14 protein-coding genes are annotated in these 16687 nt (G+C 33.0%); 8 read left to right on the forward strand and 6 right to left on the reverse strand.

What is annotated here, in order from left to right:
- Window positions 1–4 precede the first annotated feature (4 nt).
- From cmk to arsB, 7 genes are all read left to right on the forward strand, one after another.
- Window positions 5–694: a (d)CMP kinase gene (gene cmk / locus ACUSJC_RS07875; RefSeq protein ID WP_449269017.1), complete on the forward strand. Its 690-nt coding sequence runs from the start codon at window positions 5–7 to the stop codon at window positions 692–694.
- Between the two features lie 196 nt (window positions 695–890).
- Window positions 891–2657: a 30S ribosomal protein S1 gene (gene rpsA, locus ACUSJC_RS07880; protein WP_449269018.1), complete on the forward strand. Its 1767-nt coding sequence runs from the start codon at window positions 891–893 to the stop codon at window positions 2655–2657.
- A 155-nt stretch (window positions 2658–2812) separates the two neighbouring features.
- Window positions 2813–5410: a DUF7619 domain-containing protein gene (locus tag ACUSJC_RS07885; protein ID WP_449269019.1), complete on the forward strand. Its 2598-nt coding sequence runs from the start codon at window positions 2813–2815 to the stop codon at window positions 5408–5410.
- A gap of 93 nt (window positions 5411–5503) precedes the next feature.
- Entirely contained in the window at window positions 5504–5827 is a 324-nt protein-coding gene (locus ACUSJC_RS07890) for an ArsR/SmtB family transcription factor (protein ID WP_449269020.1), read from the forward strand.
- Window positions 5828–5943: 116 nt separating this feature from the next.
- Entirely contained in the window at window positions 5944–6417 is a 474-nt protein-coding gene (locus ACUSJC_RS07895) for a DUF6428 family protein (protein ID WP_449269021.1), read from the forward strand.
- 15 nt (window positions 6418–6432) lie between these two features.
- Complete coding sequence (locus tag ACUSJC_RS07900) at window positions 6433–7044, forward strand: arsenate-mycothiol transferase ArsC (RefSeq protein ID WP_449269022.1); 612 nt, start codon at window positions 6433–6435, stop codon at window positions 7042–7044.
- Between the two features lies 1 nt (window position 7045).
- Window positions 7046–8110 (forward strand): ACR3 family arsenite efflux transporter, encoded by a 1065-nt coding sequence (arsB, locus tag ACUSJC_RS07905; protein WP_449269023.1) that lies wholly within the window; start codon window positions 7046–7048, stop codon window positions 8108–8110.
- A gap of 64 nt (window positions 8111–8174) precedes the next feature.
- Here arsB and ACUSJC_RS07910 read toward each other — a convergent pair whose 3' ends face one another.
- The 6 genes from ACUSJC_RS07910 to ACUSJC_RS07935 all read right to left on the reverse strand — a co-directional run bounded on the left by ACUSJC_RS07910 (window position 8175) and on the right by ACUSJC_RS07935 (window position 15138).
- Window positions 8175–9896 (reverse strand): alpha/beta fold hydrolase, encoded by a 1722-nt coding sequence (locus ACUSJC_RS07910; RefSeq protein WP_449269024.1) that lies wholly within the window; start codon window positions 9894–9896, stop codon window positions 8175–8177.
- Window positions 9897–10002: 106 nt separating this feature from the next.
- Window positions 10003–10263, reverse strand: a complete 261-nt coding sequence (locus ACUSJC_RS07915) for a DUF6952 family protein (RefSeq protein WP_449269025.1) — start codon at window positions 10261–10263, stop codon at window positions 10003–10005.
- Window positions 10264–10350: 87 nt separating this feature from the next.
- Window positions 10351–10659: a thioredoxin family protein gene (locus tag ACUSJC_RS07920; RefSeq protein WP_449269026.1), complete on the reverse strand. Its 309-nt coding sequence runs from the start codon at window positions 10657–10659 to the stop codon at window positions 10351–10353.
- 70 nt (window positions 10660–10729) lie between these two features.
- Window positions 10730–11365 carry a redoxin domain-containing protein gene (locus ACUSJC_RS07925; RefSeq protein ID WP_449269027.1) on the reverse strand — a complete coding sequence of 212 codons (636 nt, stop codon included), beginning with the start codon at window positions 11363–11365 and terminating at the stop codon, window positions 10730–10732.
- A 117-nt stretch (window positions 11366–11482) separates the two neighbouring features.
- A complete protein-coding gene (gene nhaC / locus ACUSJC_RS07930; RefSeq protein WP_449269028.1) occupies window positions 11483–12943 on the reverse strand; it encodes a Na+/H+ antiporter NhaC in 1461 nt (486 codons plus the stop codon).
- A gap of 23 nt (window positions 12944–12966) precedes the next feature.
- The gene (locus tag ACUSJC_RS07935) at window positions 12967–15138 is read right to left on the reverse strand and encodes a DPP IV N-terminal domain-containing protein (RefSeq protein ID WP_449269029.1); all 2172 of its coding nucleotides are present in this window, start codon (window positions 15136–15138) and stop codon (window positions 12967–12969) included.
- A gap of 233 nt (window positions 15139–15371) precedes the next feature.
- On the opposite strand from ACUSJC_RS07935, the gene ACUSJC_RS07940 reads away from it, so the two are divergent.
- Complete coding sequence (locus tag ACUSJC_RS07940; protein WP_449269030.1) at window positions 15372–16625, forward strand: tail fiber domain-containing protein; 1254 nt, start codon at window positions 15372–15374, stop codon at window positions 16623–16625.
- The last annotated feature ends 62 nt before the right edge of the window (window positions 16626–16687 follow it).

Below are 16687 nucleotides of genomic sequence, written 5' to 3' on the forward strand. Positions count from 1 at the left end.
GAATATGAAGAAAATCATTATAGCAATCGACGGTTTTTCGTCAACCGGAAAAAGTACGTTAGCCAAACAACTAGCCAAAGAATTGGGTTATGTATATGTTGATACCGGAGCCATGTATAGAGCCGTGACGTATTTTGCCATGCAGAACCAGTGGGTTTCTGAAAATCATTTAGACAAAGATCAAGTTGTTCAAAATTTAGATCAAGTACAATTGCGTTTTCAGTTTAATGAAGCTTTGGGTTTTGCCGAAATGTATTTGAATGGTGTCAATGTGGAAAAAGAAATCAGGACTTTAGCAGTTTCCCAAAATGTAAGTCGCATTGCTGAAATTTCAGAAGTCAGAGCCAAATTAGTACAGCAACAACAAGAAATGGGGCAGGATAAAGGCATAGTAATGGACGGAAGAGATATTGGAACGGTTGTATTTCCGAAAGCTGAATTGAAAATTTTCATGACAGCATCTGCTGAAACCCGTGCGCAAAGACGTTATAACGAATTGCTTGAAAAAGGACAGTCGGTTTCTTATGAAGAAGTTTTAGAAAATGTACAACAACGCGATTATATAGATACCCATCGTGAGGATTCTCCGCTAGTTCAGGCAGAAGATGCAGTGGTGGTAGATAATTCGCATTTGTCTAAAGAAGAACAGTTTACTCAGGTTTTAGGCTTAATACAGCAGAAAATTAAAGGTTAAAATTAGCAGTATTTTTAAAACAATAGTTTTTTTGAATTAACTATTTGAAATTCAGGAAAAAGTTACTATCTTTGCACACCTTTTTGGCAGAGTAGAGTTTCCGATTGGGTATCAACTAATTATGAAAAACACTGTTGTGGTTTAATCTGCAAAATTGAAACTCAAAAAACCCAGCATACAAATTATTATAATCAGCATGTCTGAAATTAACAAAACACAAGAAGAGTTTTTAGCAAATTTTAACTGGCACAATTACGCAGAAGGAATTGATGCTGTTGATGAAAAAAACTTGCAAGAATTTGAAGATTTAGTAGCAAAAACTTTTGTATCAACTGACGATCAAGAAGTTGTTGAAGGTCTTGTAGTAAGAATCACTGATAGAGATGCTATCGTTGACATCAACGCTAAATCAGAAGGTGTTATTTCTTTAAACGAATTTCGTTACAATCCTAACTTAAAAGTTGGAGATAAAGTAGAAGTTTTAATTGACGTTCGTGAAGATAAAACAGGACAATTAGTATTGTCTCACAGAAAAGCTAGAACAATCAAAGCATGGGATAGAGTTATCGCTGCTCATGAAACTGGTGAAATCGTTAACGGTTTCGTTAAATGCAGAACTAAAGGTGGTATGATCGTTGACGTATTCGGAATCGAAGCATTCTTACCGGGTTCTCAAATTGATGTTAAACCAATCCGTGATTACGATCAATACGTAAACAAAACGATGGAATTCAAAGTGGTAAAAATCAACCACGAATTCAAAAATGTTGTTGTTTCTCACAAAGCACTTATCGAGGCTGATATTGAAGAACAAAAGAAAGAAATCATTGGTCAATTAGAAAAAGGACAAGTATTAGAAGGAGTTGTGAAAAACATCACTTCTTATGGTGTATTCATTGACTTAGGTGGTGTTGACGGATTAATCCACATCACTGACTTATCTTGGTCTCGTATCAACCACCCAAGCGAAGTATTAGAATTAGATCAAAAATTAAACGTTGTTATCTTAGACTTTGATGATGAGAAAACTCGTATCCAATTAGGTTTAAAACAATTACACGCTCATCCATGGGATGCTTTAGATGCTAACTTACAAGTTGGAGATAAAGTAAAAGGTAAAGTAGTTGTTTTAGCTGATTACGGTGCTTTCATTGAAGTAGCTGACGGTGTTGAAGGTTTAATCCACGTTTCTGAAATGTCTTGGTCTACTCACTTGAGATCAGCTCAAGATTTCATGAAAATCGGTGACGAAGTAGAAGCAGTTATCTTAACTTTAGATAGAGATGAGCGTAAAATGTCTTTAGGTATCAAACAATTAACTCAAGATCCTTGGACTGATATTACTTCTAAATATCCAGTTGGTTCTCGCCACACAGGTACAGTTAGAAACTTTACTAACTTCGGTATCTTCGTAGAATTAGAAGAAGGTGTTGATGGTTTAGTGTATATCTCTGACTTATCTTGGACTAAGAAAATCAAACATCCATCTGAATTTGTTAACGTAGGTGATAAATTAGACGTTGTTGTTTTAGAATTAGATGTAGAAGGACGTAAATTATCTTTAGGTCACAAACAAACTACTGAAAACCCTTGGGATAAACATGAAGAAGCTTTCGCTGTTGGAACTATCCACAACGGAACTATTGCTGAAATGGTAGACAAAGGTGCTACTGTAGATTTCGGTGATGATGTAGTTGCTTTCATTCCATCTCGTCACTTAGAAAAAGAAGATGGTAAAAAATTGAAAAAAGGTGATACTGCTGATTTCAAAGTAATTGAGTTCAACAAAGAATTCAAAAGAGTAGTTGCTTCTCACACTGCTATCTTCCGTGAAGAAGAAGAGAAAGTGGTTAAAGAAGCTGCAGCTTCAACTTCATCTAACAATACAGTTGAAAAATCAACTTTAGGTGATATCGATGCTTTAGCAGAATTAAAAGCTAAAATGGAAAAAGGAGGAAACTAATTTTCCCTTTTCTAAATAAATTAAATCCCGTATGAATCATGCGGGATTTTTTTGTTTAAGACATTTGGATGTGATTGACTTTTTTCTAAAATTAACCTAATAATAACTTGTTAAAAAATATATTTTTTGTTTCTTTTGGTAATAAATTTCTTGATATGAAAAAACTCTATGTTTTATCTTTTTTACTGCTTAATTTTATAGTTAATGCTCAAATTGTAAATATCCCGGATGCTAATTTTAAGGCAGCCTTATTAAGTGCAGGTTCAAATAATAATATTGCTTCAACTGCTACACCTCATGCTAATGGTGGTGTAGGTACTTTTAATGCTATTGACACTAATGGAGATGGAAATATACAAGTTTCGGAAGCGGAAGCTATTAAGTATCTAAGTATAGTTTCCTTAGCTATTTCTGATTTGACAGGGATTGAAGCTTTTACTAATTTGGTAGAATTGCGTTGTAATAATAATTCATTAACCGGTTTAGACGTTTCTAATTTAACTAATTTGTATACATTAAATTGTGGGAATAATCAATTAACCAGTTTAAATTTATCTAATTGTACTAATTTGTATTGGTTGTTCTGCAATTATAATCAATTAATAAGCTTAGATGCCTCTGATTGTATTAATTTACATCTTTTGCAATGTAGATATAATCAATTGAGTAGTTTAGATATTTCAGGTTGTACTATTTTAAAAGAATTGAGTTGTCATGATAATCAATTAACTAATTTAGATGTTTCAAACAGTAATAGTTTAACCTCTTTTGATTGTCAAAATAATCAATTAACGAGTTTAAATGTGTCTAATTTTGTTGGATTAACAAGTTTTGATTGTCAAAATAATCAATTAACGAGTTTAAATGTTTCAGGTTGTACCAATTTAGAAGTGCTATATTGCGATAATAACCAATTAACTAGTTTGGATGTTTCCGGACTAACTAGTTTAAATTCTTTAGAGTATACTAATGGTCAATTAATAAGTTTAGATGCTTCAAATTGTGCAAGTTTAAACTATTTAATTTGTAATAACAATCAATTGATTAACTTAGATGTGACAGGATGCATTCATTTAGCACAATTGTATTGTAATAACAATCAATTAACGAGTTTATATGTTTCTAATTTAACTTTTTTAAATTGGCTTTCGTGTTATAACAATGAACTAACCAGCTTAAATATTTCAGGCTGTAATAATTTATTAGAATTGGATTGTAGAAATAATCAATTAATTGCATTATTTATTAAAACAGGGAGTAGTGACTTGAATCTGTCTTTATTAAATAATCCTAATATTCAATATATATGTGCTGATGAAGAAAATGTTGAAATGTACCAGCAAGAAGTAATTGATTTAGGTTATATTAATTGCCATGTAAACAGTTATTGCTCTTTTACTCCGGGAGGAACTTTTTACGAAGTTTCAGGCAATACAAAATATGATTTTGATACTAATGGGTGTGATGTGTCAGATATCAATTATCCAAACTTGAATTTTAACATAACAGATGGAACAACTACAGATAGTTTTATTTCAAATGTATCCGGAAATTTTGATATCCCTTTACAAGCAGGAAATTATATAATTACACCAAATTTAGAAAATCCTACATATTTCAATATCACTCCTCCAAGTTTTACAGTTGATTTTCCAACTCAGCCAAGTCCGTTTACTCAAGATTTTTGTGTTACGGCAAATGGCGTACATTCAGATGTGGAAGTTATGATTGTACCAAGAAATCCTGCAAGACCGGGTTTTGATGCGAATTATAAAATAGTATTTAGAAATAAAGGAAATCAATTAGAAAACGGAAATGTAACCTTGGCTTTTGACGATGCAGTTTTAGATTATGTTTCTTCAAATCCGGTCTATGATAGTGTAGTAACCAATAGTTTAATTTGGAATTATACTAATTTACAGCCGTTTGAAACTAGAGAAATTGAAATTACCTTCAATGTAAATTCTCCGACAGAAACACCTGCTGTCAATAATGGGGATGTGTTAAATTATACAGCTACAATTACGACAGCAAATACAGATGAAACTATTGAAGATAATTCATTTACATTAAATCAAACCGTGGTTGGCTCTTATGATCCCAATGATAAAACCTGTTTAGAAGGAGAAGTTGTTGAACCGAATATGATTGGAAAATATGTACACTATGTAATTCGTTTTGAAAATACCGGAACTTATCCTGCGCAAAATATCGTAGTAAAAGACATGATTGATGCTTCAAAATTTGATCTTTCAAGTTTAGTTCCTTTGCATAGTAGTCATGATTTCTATACAAGAATTAAGGACAATAAAGTGGAATTTATTTTTGAAAACATCAATTTAGATTTCAATGACGCAATTAATGATGGTTATGTGGCTTTTAAAATAAAAACATTGCCAACCTTGACTGTTGGTGAGACATTTAGTAATGAAGCGAATATCTATTTTGATTATAACTTTCCTATTACAACCAATAATTATGTAACAACTATTCAGGCTTTGAGCAATCCAAGTTTTGAGTTTGAAAAAGAGTTTGTGTTATATCCAAATCCGGTGAAGGATATTTTGAACATTTCAGGTAAAAATCAAGCGGAGATTAAATCGGTTGAAATTTATAATATTATTGGGCAATTAGTAATTGCTGTTTCAAATTCAACGGGTAAAATTGATATTTCCAATTTAGAAAACGGAACATATTTCATAAAAGTAAATTCTGAAAAGGGTAGTGGAAATACCAAATTTATAAAAGAATAAACACATAAATGAAAAGCTCTGATTTTAATTAGAGCTTTTTTATTTTGCTATTTAATTATTATATCGTAATATTGCAATATAATAATTTTAAATATGGGAGCTTCAAAAGCGGATTTTTTTACCAAAGAACAAAACGATTTAGCCAATTTGTTTAAAGCCATGTCACATCCGGCACGCATTGCTATTATTCAATATTTATTGAGTGTAGATAGTTGTATTTGTGGTGATATTGTAAACGAATTGCCTTTAGCACAACCAACGGTTTCACAACATTTAAAAGAGCTGAAAAATGCAGGTATTATTCAAGGAAATATAGAAGGAACTGCTATTTGTTATTGTTTAAATCCGGTTACAATATCTCTTATTGAAGACTATTTTGGAGTTATTTCAAAGAAGTTGAACACAAAATGTTGTTAATAATTCTTAATCTGTCATCTCGAGCGGAGTCGAGAGATAGGCAGCCAATAAATTAAGTTTATATTCATAAGATTTTGACTCCGCTCAATTTGACAAAATATTAAATAAAGTAAAAAATGAAATTATCAGAATTTAAAACCGCTTTAGAAACGATAACAGAATTTACCATTCAGTTACCTGACGGAACTTTTGTCCCTAGCCATTTTCATATTACAGAAATGGGTTTGTTGACCAAGAATTTTATCGATTGCGGAAATACCATTCGCGAAGAAAAACGAATTACATTTCAGGTTTGGTTTGCTGGTGATTTAGAACATCGCTTAACGGCTGACAAAGTGTTCAAAATCATCAAAGCTTCTGAGAATTTGTTTCAAGGTCAAGACTTGGACTTGGAAGTAGAGTACCAAATGGAACAAACCATTGGAAAATTCGGGTTGGTTTTTGAAAACGGAATGTTCAAATTAACGAAAAATGAAACGACTTGTTTAGCAACAGATCATTGTGGAATTCCGCCGGAAAAAATGAAAATTTCTTTAAAAGATTTACAAGCTAAAACTTCTTGTTGCACACCAAACTCAGGTTGTTGCTAAAATCCCTTTTGTAAAATGTATACAAAACTATCGCAGACACTTGAAAAAATAACAGAAATTTCTGTTTCTAACGAACGAAAAGAGGTGCTACAACCTTTAATCGATTTTATCCAAAACAAAGTCAATTCAAAAGACACAATCCGATTGAATTTTATTTGTACGCATAATTCGCGCAGAAGTCATTTGTCTCAAATTTGGGCACAAACTATGGCTTTTCATTTTAAAATCCCTAATGTTTTTTGTTATTCAGGAGGAACAGAAGCGACAGCTATGTTTGAGAAAGTATCGGAAACATTGACGAATCAAGGTTTTAAAATTTTAAAGTTATCTGAAAATACAAATCCGGTGTATGCTTTAAAATATGATGCAAATGAAGCTGCTGTTATTGGTTTTTCTAAAAAATATGATGACAGTTTTAATCCCGAAAAAGGTTTTGCTGCGATTATGACGTGTTCTTCGGCAGATGAAGGTTGTCCTTTTATCTTTGGTGCTGAAGCCCGAATTCCGATTCGTTACGAAGATCCGAAAGCTTTTGACGGCACGGATTTAATGAATGCTAAATATGAAGAAAGAAGTTTAGAAATTGCTTCTGAACTATTTTATGTTTTCTCACAAATAAAGAAGTAGTATGTCTGTTACTAATTGCGCTCCGGTCGTAGAAAGAAAAAAATTAGGATTCTTAGACCGCTATTTAACACTATGGATTTTTTTAGCCATGGTAATCGGAGTGGGAATAGGTTATTTTATTCCTTCAAGCAGTAGTTTTATCAATTCTTTTTCAAGTGGAACAACGAATATTCCTTTAGCAATTGGTTTGATTTTGATGATGTATCCGCCTTTAGCAAAGGTAAATTATGCCAAAATGGGTGAGGTGTTTAAAAATACTAAAGTGTTGAGTGCATCACTCATTTTAAATTGGATTGTTGGTCCGATTTTAATGTTTTTCTTGGCTGTTTTATTCCTAGAAGGATATCCTGAATATATGATTGGCGTTATTCTTATTGGTTTGGCACGATGTATTGCAATGGTTGTTGTGTGGAATGATTTAGCAGAAGGAAATCGAGAATATGGAGCAGGTTTAATTGCTTTAAATAGTATTTTTCAAGTGCTATTGTACAGCGTTTACGCATATTTTTTTATTACCGTTTTACCACCTATTTTCGGTTACAAAGGGTTCGAAGTTAATATTAGTATTGAGCAAATTGCGGAAAGTGTTGGAATTTATTTGGGAATTCCGTTTGTTTTAGGAATCATCAGTCGATTTGGATTGATTCGTTTAAAAGGCGAAAAGTGGTTTCAGGAAAAATATGTTCCTTTTATTTCACCGATAACGTTAATTGCCTTGTTATTTACTATTGTTCTGATGTTTAGTCTGAAAGGCAAGTTAATTGTTCAGATTCCAATGGATGTAGTTCGAATTGCTATTCCTTTAGTGATCTATTTTGGAATTATGTTTGTGGTGAGTTTCTTTATCGGAAAATATTTTGGAGCCGATTATTCTAAGGCTACAGCTATTGCATTTACAGCAACCGGAAATAATTTTGAATTGGCTATTGCAGTTTCTATTGGTGTTTTCGGAATTAATAGCGGACAAGCTTTTGCAGGTGTAATTGGTCCTTTGGTTGAAGTTCCGGCTTTGATAGCATTGGTGAATTTAGCTTTTTGGTTTAGAAAAAAATATTTTAATACATAAAAAAATGCCGAATTCTTAAAGGTTAGAATTCGGCAAACTTAGTTGGTTAAGTAAATAACTATTTTTATTCTTTTATAAATTTTAAAGTATATTGTTTTTGGTTATTTTCTACATTCAATAAATAAACTCCTGATTGTAATGGAGAAATATCTAAAGTTTGTTGATTTGAAGTATTTAAATTATTTAGCAATAGTACTTGTTGCCCCAAAAGATTATAAATACTGATTTTTTCCATTTCGTTTCCATGAATTATTAAAACATTTGTAGCCGGATTGGGATAAATGCGAATCGTATTTTCATCTGAACTAAAAGACGAGTTATTCAAAGTAGTAGTAATACTGAATTGGTAAGGTGTTTGGTAATTTGTTGTGGATGGATTGACACTTGTAATTTTTAAAAAATAGTTTCCTGCAGCTAAAGTTTCAGAAAAACTAATACTGTTACCACTATTATTATGAGTTGAACCTATATTGTTTCCGGTTTCGTCTAAAAGTATAGCATTCATGTTACTAGTTGTGATAGAACTAATGTTAATCTGAGCATCAATGGCATCTGAAACAGTAAATTTATAAAAGTCCAAATCAGCAGTTCCTGAATTAGCTTGAACTGTCGTAAAACCATAATAATCTTGATTGGTATTTATTCCATAAGCTAGTTCTTTAAAATTAGGTTCGTCTAAACCTTGCATGATCTGATAATATTTTCCGGGAAGTTCGGTATGATTTTCAATAAAATCGAATGACGAATTAAAGTAGAAATATTTTGCAGGATAGGTAAGTCCAGTGATATATGTATTTAATAGCGAAGAAGGTTCGGCAACAACACCGTCTGTTGTGCCACCCGTAATTCTTCCGATAACACAAGAATAATCAATAAAATGATCGGCAGCTCTTTGGTTTAAACCTGTAATACTTTCACCAACTGTGCCATTACAATTGATGTCTACATTATAAAAATCGGGCGAATATGAATTATCATTCATCGTACTGCTGTTCTGAATTTCTGCTCCTCCAAATAAAAAAACACTTGGTTCCCCACTGTAATAATAGGTTTTTTTTAAATCTCTGATGGCTTCTGAACGTACATTAACACTAGTAAAAAAGGCTAACGGATTGTCGCTTGCATTACTTCCGCCATGAGGTGTTCCTAAAGTTAATAGTTTAGCTACGTGATGTTGATTATCACTTTGCCAATTGATCGTATTTTGTAAATATTCTCGTGAAGCCAAACCGCCCATACTATGTCCCACCAAAATAACTTTATCTTTTCCGGTAATTTGTAGCACACGTTGTACAGCGTCTTTCATAGCAGCCCCTTGTTTGGTAATTGCAGCTTGATTGCTTAAAACACTGGTATCAATAGTTCCGTTTGGTTCTACATTGAAATTCACATAGAAATAATCTCCATTTTGGAAATTAGTCTGAAATGCAGCAATATCAGCATTAGGAGTAGGGTAGAAGTTAGTGTTGGCTAGGGTATTATTACTATCAGCATTTAAACAATAATCCAATCGACCACCGAAACTAAAATTATATTGGTTATCAAAATAATCGGTTGAAGTGTTCCAGGTATCCGAACTGGAATTGAGTCCGTGAACAAAAATAATAGGATAAGGAAGTTTAGAAACAAAGCTTTGAAGAGTAGCTTGAGGTGTTTTTAAAACAGATAATTCTCCGTTGTGAAGTTCAATAAACTCAAGCTGCTGCTGTCTTGGTTTAAAAGTAGTTTGAGCAATTAAAGTGTAACAGCTTAAAAGTAGAGTAGTGTAAAAATATAGTTGTTTCATAAATTATATATTGAAATATTATGCAATATATAATTTTTTAACAAAATAATAATGATTCTGTATTTTTATGCGTAAAAAAAATGCTCTCAAATTTAGAGAGCATTTTTTATTCTTTATCGATAGAACCCAAGACGCGCTTCATGAAATCATTTAAAGCGGTTTTTTTGTCTTTTCCGTCTTGAATCATTTTGTGTACTTCTAAAGCGCCATACATATTAGAGATTAATTCTCCAATAACATCTAACTCTTCGTCTTTTAAAGAAGGAACTTCGGTAAGATTTTCTAAAACTTCAATAGTTTCAATTAGGTAATCTTGGTCGTTCTCTTCAATAAACTGAGTAAGCTGTTTAATTACAGGTAATTTCATGTTTTTAAAGTTTATAGTTTGCTGTTAGTGGTTGATGGTTAAAATAAATTTTTAAATAACCATAAACTATGAACAAAAAACCATTAATTAAATTACTTCGTGAACTAATTCTGCTAAAACTTCAGCTTTGTTTGTTTGCGTTTGTTTTACCAATTGACCGTTTTTGAAAGCGGCAAAAGTAGGTAAGTTGTCCACTTTAGCTAATTTTCTGGATTCCGGAAACTTTTCAGCATCTACAACTAAAAATGGAACGTTTTCGTTTTCAGAAGCTAATTTTTTGAATTTTGGTTTCATAATACGGCAGTTTCCACACCATGAAGCCGAAAATTGAACCAATACAGTATCATTAGAGTTTACAATTTCTTGTAAATTATCTTGCTCGATTTCTTGAAACATAATTTTTGGATTTTGATTTAATAGCAATGTCAAATTGATCTTTGACATTGCTATTGAAGTTGATTTTTTATTAGTGAGAAGCTAAATAAGCTGCAGTACTTTTTCTATCTGCGTTCATTGCGTCTTTACCTTCTTCCCAGTTAGCCGGACAAACTTCACCGTGAGTTTGAACGTGAGTATAAGCATCGATTAATCTTAAGTACTCGTTTACATTTCTTCCTAATGGCATGTCATTTACACTTTCGTGGAAAATTTTACCATCTTCGTCAATTAAATAAGTAGCACGGTAAGTTACATTTGAACCTTCTAAAATTTCTTCTTCAAGATTTTCGTCGAAAACCCATTCCGCATCTAAAATATCCAAAGCGGCTGCTAAATTTCTAGTAGTATCAGCTAAAATTGGGTAAGTAACACCTTCAATACCACCATTGTCTTTTGGCGTGTTTAACCATGCAAAGTGAACTTCGTTAGTATCGCAAGAAGCACCAATAACTAAAGTATTTCTTTTTTCAAATTCACCTAAAGCAGCTTGAAAAGCGTGTAATTCTGTTGGACAAACAAAAGTAAAATCTTTTGGATACCAAAACAATACAACTTTTTTCTTGTTGTTTACTGCTTCTTCTAAAACGTTGATTCTTAAGTTGTCACCCATCTCAGAAATAGCGTCAACTGTAATGTTAGGGAATTTTTTTCCTACTAGTGCCATAATTTGTTATTTTAATGTTATTACTAATTTTCTAATGCAAATTTACAAATAAAAAAACCACAACTATAGTTAAGTCATGGTTAATTTTTATTATAGAATAAGTTTTATTTATACTTATTATTCTTCAATTTTTGAAGTCGTTAATTGTCTTATTTTGATGTTTAAAGCTGCGAAAATTAAGGTCATCAACGGACTTAAATAATTAAAAACAGCATATGGTAAATAATCAAAAGTTCCTACTCCTAATGCCCCTGATTGATAAGCACCACAAGTGTTCCAAGGAATTAATACAGAGGTAACTGTTCCCGAATCTTCTAAGGTTCTACTCAAGTTTTCTGGAGCCAAACCTTTGTGCTCGTAAGCTTTGGCAAACATTTTACCCGGAACTACAATCGCTAAATATTGGTCAGAAGCAGTAACGTTAAGCGCTAAACAACTTCCAACAGTTGAAGCAAATAGTCCAAAAGTGGAATGTGCTAATTTTAATAAGGTTTGACTAATTCGTGCCAAAGCTCCGATAGCATCCATAATTCCGCCAAAAACCATAGCGCAAAGAATCAACCAAATAGTTCCCAACATTTTTTGCATTCCGCCTGCTTTGAATAAATCTTGTAGCGTTTCGTTCTCTGTTGGAATTACCGATTCAACTGTAATGGCATTCATAACGCCTTTATATCCGTTTAAAAAGTTCAATTCGGTTCCACCAGAAAGCATCAAAATAATATTTGGTTGAAAGATAAGTGCAAAAATTCCACCTAATAAAGTTCCAACCAATAAAGCCACTAAAGGTTCCGTTTTTTTGACGATTAAACCAATTACAATAACAGGAACTAAAAACAACCAAGGGGTAATGTTAAATGCTTTTTCAATATCAGCCAAAAGCGCATCGGTATTGGCAATTCCGTGTGTTTCTACTGTTAACCCAAAAATGATAAAAACAATAAGCGTAATAATATAGGTAGGAACTGTTGTAATGGTCATGTAACGAATGTGCGTAAACAAATCGGTTCCGGCCATAGCAGGAGCAAGGTTGGTTGTGTCTGACATGGGAGATAATTTGTCTCCAAAATAAGCACCCGAAATAACAGCTCCGGCAACCATTCCTAAATCAAAACCTAGAGCGCCACCAATCCCAATTAAGGCAATACCCACAGTAGCTGAAGTTGTCCAAGAGCTTCCGGTTGCAATAGAAATTACGGAACAAATAATTAAAGTGGCCGGTAAAAAGATAGCCGGACTCAATATTTTTAGTCCATAATAAATCATGGAAGGAATGACACCGCTTACTAGCCAAGTTCCAGCTAAAGATCCTACCATCAATAAAATCAAAATAGCTCCGGCAGTCGATTTGATGTTTTCGGCAACTTCGTCTATCATTTTTTTATAAGAAACTTTATTAAAGAAACCAACGATAGCTGCAACCGAAGCGCCTAAAAGAAGCACAAATTGGTTACTACCGCTTAAGGCTTCGTCTCCAAAAACAAATACGTTATAAGCTAGCATTCCAACTAATGCAAAAACGGGAATTAAGGCTTCAAAAATGGATAGTTCTTTATTTCTGTGGATTTTTGTACTCATAGCTTTCAATTTTGGCTTATAAATTATTTTAAATAGGTATTAAAGTAATCGGCAATTTTCGCATACATGTGAATTCTGTCGGTTCCTCTAACATTGTGTTCGTGATTTGGATACAAGAAATAATCAATTGGTTTTCCTGCTTTAATGCATGCTTCAATAAAATTCATACTGTTTTGTTGTACTACCACAGGATCTTGAGCTCCGTGGATTACCAATAAGCGTGCTTTTAAATTTTGAGCTTTGTTCAATAAAGAAGCATTTTCATAACCTTCCGGATTTTCTTGAGGCGTATCCATATAACGTTCGCCATACATTACTTCGTAATATTTCCAATCGATAACCGGTCCACCAGCAACACCTACTTTGAACAAATCAGGATAAGTGGTTAGGAGTGAAGTCGTCATAAAACCACCAAAACTCCAACCGAAAACTCCAATTTTATTGGTGTCAACAAAGTCTTTTGATTTTAAGAACTCAACACCTTGTAATTGGTCGGCCATTTCGTTAATTCCTAATTGACGGTGATTGACATCGCAAAAATGTTTTCCTCTAGCATCACTACCTCTATTATCTAAGGTAAAAACAACATATCCTTGTTGTGCCATGTAATAATCGAAAAATCCTGCACCGCCTAACCATTTATTGGTAACCAATTGCGCATGAGAACCTCCATAAACATAAATCATGACTGGATATTTCTTTGTTGCATCAAAATTTGTTGGATACAAAATACGTCCGTTTAAAGATGTTTTTCCATCAGCAGAAGTTAAAGTAACCATTTCCATCTTTGGTAAATCAATTTTTCCGGTAAAAGGATTTGAAGCGTTTACCAAAGAAGTTGATTTTTTAGTTTTGGTTTCAACAATGGCAACAGTATTAGGTGTTTCGGTATTACTAAAAGTATCTAAAATGTATGTTCCGTCGAATGAAACACTTGCATTGTGCGTTCCTGAAGCCGAAGTTAAAGCTGTTGTTTTGCCCGATTTCAAAGAAACTTCAAACAATTGACGATCCAGACCTTGATTCGTAATTCCGGTATAATACACCGATTTGTTATCTGAACTGAATCCTTTGAATTCGGAAACAATAACATCTTTATAGCCTAAATTTTTAATTAATTTCCCTGATGTGCTGTACAAATACATTTGGTTATAACCGTTATAATCGGTTTGGTAAATGAATTGTTCCGAATTATTAGGCAAGAAGATGATTTCGTGCTGCGGTTCTACCCAAGTAGCTGCTTTCTCTTCGAATAAAGTTTTGATTAAAGCACCGGTTTTAGTACTATATTGGTTGAATTTTAAATGATTTTGTTCTCTGTTTAATACACCAATAAAGATACTTTCCCCATTAGGATGCCAAGAAACCATTGTTAAATATTGCTCTTTGGGTTCGCCCGTTTGAATTTGAATTGTCTTTTGAGTTTTAATATCGAAAATTTGAAGCGTTACTTCTTCACTTTTCATACCCGCCATTGGGTATTTGATGTTATTATTTACCGCTTCGCGTTCGTTCCAATTGATGATTGGGTAATCGCCAACCATGGTTTCGTCTTTTCGGTAGAAAGCTAGTTTTGTTCCTTTTTCGTTCCACCACATTCCTTGGTGAATACCAAATTCCTGACGGTGTACATAACTATTTCCGTTTACAATTCCTTTATCCGTATCGTTTGTTACAGAAAGTGTAGTTCCGTTTTGCGAAGTAATTTTAATATTGTTGTCTTCTAACCAAGCAACATCAAAACCTTTAGAAACATTAGGTTCGTTTGCAGCTGTTGGAACAGTGACACTTTTAACTATTTTTTGATTTTTGAAATCGTAGTGAACAAAATGTTTTTGGGTTTTACTTTCGACAGTAAAAGAAATGATTTCGTTTGTAATCCATTCAAAATTATAAGGAAAAAATCGCAGTTCGAACTTTTCATTCGGAAAAGCCGTTTCTAAACTTTTTATGAGTTCAGTCGTTGTTGCTAGTGTGGTTGCTGCCCATTTGTTTTGACTGTTTTTTTCTATAAGAGATTGGTAGTCTTTATTTAGGTAAATGAAAGCATTTTCGCTTTTTTTCCATTGGGAAAACAAAATAGTTTCGGGAGCATATTTTCGCGGTCCGGTTACTGTTTCTTCAATAGTGAAATTTTGAGAAAAGGAAAGAAAGTGAACGTATAAAGCAAATATGCTAATTATAATTTTTTTCATAAAATCTTTAGTTACGAATTCCAAAAATAACTTTTAATTATGGAAAAGTAAAATTTATCCTTTAAGTTCTCAATTTTATATATAGTGATATAAAAAGATTACAGAGCTATATAATAGAGTTGTGATCTTTTTTTATTTAGTATAATATATATCAATTGTATTATTTTTTAACTTATTTAGTAGAATAAATTTATTATATTTGGATTTATATGTAAAAAATATTTAATATAATTATGAGAAAAAGATTACTTTTTGTTTTTTTAGGAATGAGCATTACTGCTATGGCTCAAGTTGGTGTAGGAACTACTAATCCTAGAGCAGCTTTAGAAATTAACTCTTCTTCAAATGGCTTTTTAGCTCCGCAAATTGCTTTAACAACTACAACAGTTGCAGCGCCTGTAGTAAATCCAGCTGGTGGCGCATTAACAGCAGGGACAATTGTCTACAATACAGCAACAGTGAGTGATGTTACTCCGGGGTATTATTATTGGAATGGAACCATTTGGGTAAGAATGGCTGCCGGAGCGGCTGGTGGATCACATAATACATTAGATATGGCTTATGACGAAGGAGGATCAGGTGCCGGAAGAACCATAACTGCAGATGCCGGATCTGTTACAATAAATAATCAAAATGCTGCTACACATGGATTAGTTATTAATAACCCGATGTCTAATACTGCCGGAATCCAGTCAACAGTTTCGACAAGCGGAGTTGCTATTTGGGCAAGAAGCACATCTTCTTCAAATAGTTATTCAACTATTCAAGCAGAGACAAATAATACAGCGACTAATACAGCAGCAATTGTAGGTATGACAACAGGGGCAGCAGCGGGTGTTTCCGGAGAAGTGGCTTCAACAGCTACAGCTGCAGCTGCAATAAATGGAAGTAATCTAAGAACTAATGGAGGACATGGTGTATACGGGCAAGGATTTAACGGAGTTGTAGGTGTGACAAATTACAGACCGGGTTATGGTGTATGGGGGCAAAATTACGATGCTTTTGGAGCAACTACTTATAATAGTGTAGGTACTTATGGGTACGGATATGTTGGCCTTTGGGGAGATACAACAGATACTTATGCAATAGTGGGTAATGGTATTGTAGCTACTTACTCTGGTTTTCAAAATCTTTCAGATCAGAGATTAAAATCTAATATTGAAAGAATTGACTCGCCATTAGAAAAATTGGAACAGATATCAGGTAAATATTATGATATAGAGTTTGATGTTAAAAGAAATGATTTAAACGGAGAAATGATGGTTAAGCATCATAAACGTAAAGAATATGGAGTTATAGCACAGGAAGTAGAAAAAGTTTTTCCGGAAATGATTAAAACGATGAGAACTGATTATACACAAGCTAAGGTTGAAGAATATAAAACAGTTAATTATATACAATTAATACCTGTGCTAATTGAAGCTGTTAAAGAGTTGAATGATGAAGTGGTGTCATTAAAGGCAGAAATTGAGCAACTGAAAAAATAGAACATTTGTAATGTAGCAAAGACAAAAGGCTTCCAAATTGGAAGCCTTTGCTTATTAAATTA

It is taken from the genome of Flavobacterium sp. U410 (genome assembly GCF_053570605.1).

Coding starts and splice junctions, on each gene's coding strand:
- cmk (WP_449269017.1), top strand. CDS start 5: ATGAAGAAAATCATTATAGCAATCGACGGTTTTTCGTCAACCGGAAAA.
- rpsA (WP_449269018.1), top strand. CDS start 891: ATGTCTGAAATTAACAAAACACAAGAAGAGTTTTTAGCAAATTTTAAC.
- ACUSJC_RS07885 (WP_449269019.1), top strand. CDS start 2,813: ATGAAAAAACTCTATGTTTTATCTTTTTTACTGCTTAATTTTATAGTT.
- ACUSJC_RS07890 (WP_449269020.1), top strand. CDS start 5,504: ATGGGAGCTTCAAAAGCGGATTTTTTTACCAAAGAACAAAACGATTTA.
- ACUSJC_RS07895 (WP_449269021.1), top strand. CDS start 5,944: ATGAAATTATCAGAATTTAAAACCGCTTTAGAAACGATAACAGAATTT.
- ACUSJC_RS07900 (WP_449269022.1), top strand. CDS start 6,433: ATGTATACAAAACTATCGCAGACACTTGAAAAAATAACAGAAATTTCT.
- arsB (WP_449269023.1), top strand. CDS start 7,046: ATGTCTGTTACTAATTGCGCTCCGGTCGTAGAAAGAAAAAAATTAGGA.
- ACUSJC_RS07910 (WP_449269024.1), bottom strand. CDS start 9,896: ATGAAACAACTATATTTTTACACTACTCTACTTTTAAGCTGTTACACT.
- ACUSJC_RS07915 (WP_449269025.1), bottom strand. CDS start 10,263: ATGAAATTACCTGTAATTAAACAGCTTACTCAGTTTATTGAAGAGAAC.
- ACUSJC_RS07920 (WP_449269026.1), bottom strand. CDS start 10,659: ATGTTTCAAGAAATCGAGCAAGATAATTTACAAGAAATTGTAAACTCT.
- ACUSJC_RS07925 (WP_449269027.1), bottom strand. CDS start 11,365: ATGGCACTAGTAGGAAAAAAATTCCCTAACATTACAGTTGACGCTATT.
- nhaC (WP_449269028.1), bottom strand. CDS start 12,943: ATGAGTACAAAAATCCACAGAAATAAAGAACTATCCATTTTTGAAGCC.
- ACUSJC_RS07935 (WP_449269029.1), bottom strand. CDS start 15,138: ATGAAAAAAATTATAATTAGCATATTTGCTTTATACGTTCACTTTCTT.
- ACUSJC_RS07940 (WP_449269030.1), top strand. CDS start 15,372: ATGAGAAAAAGATTACTTTTTGTTTTTTTAGGAATGAGCATTACTGCT.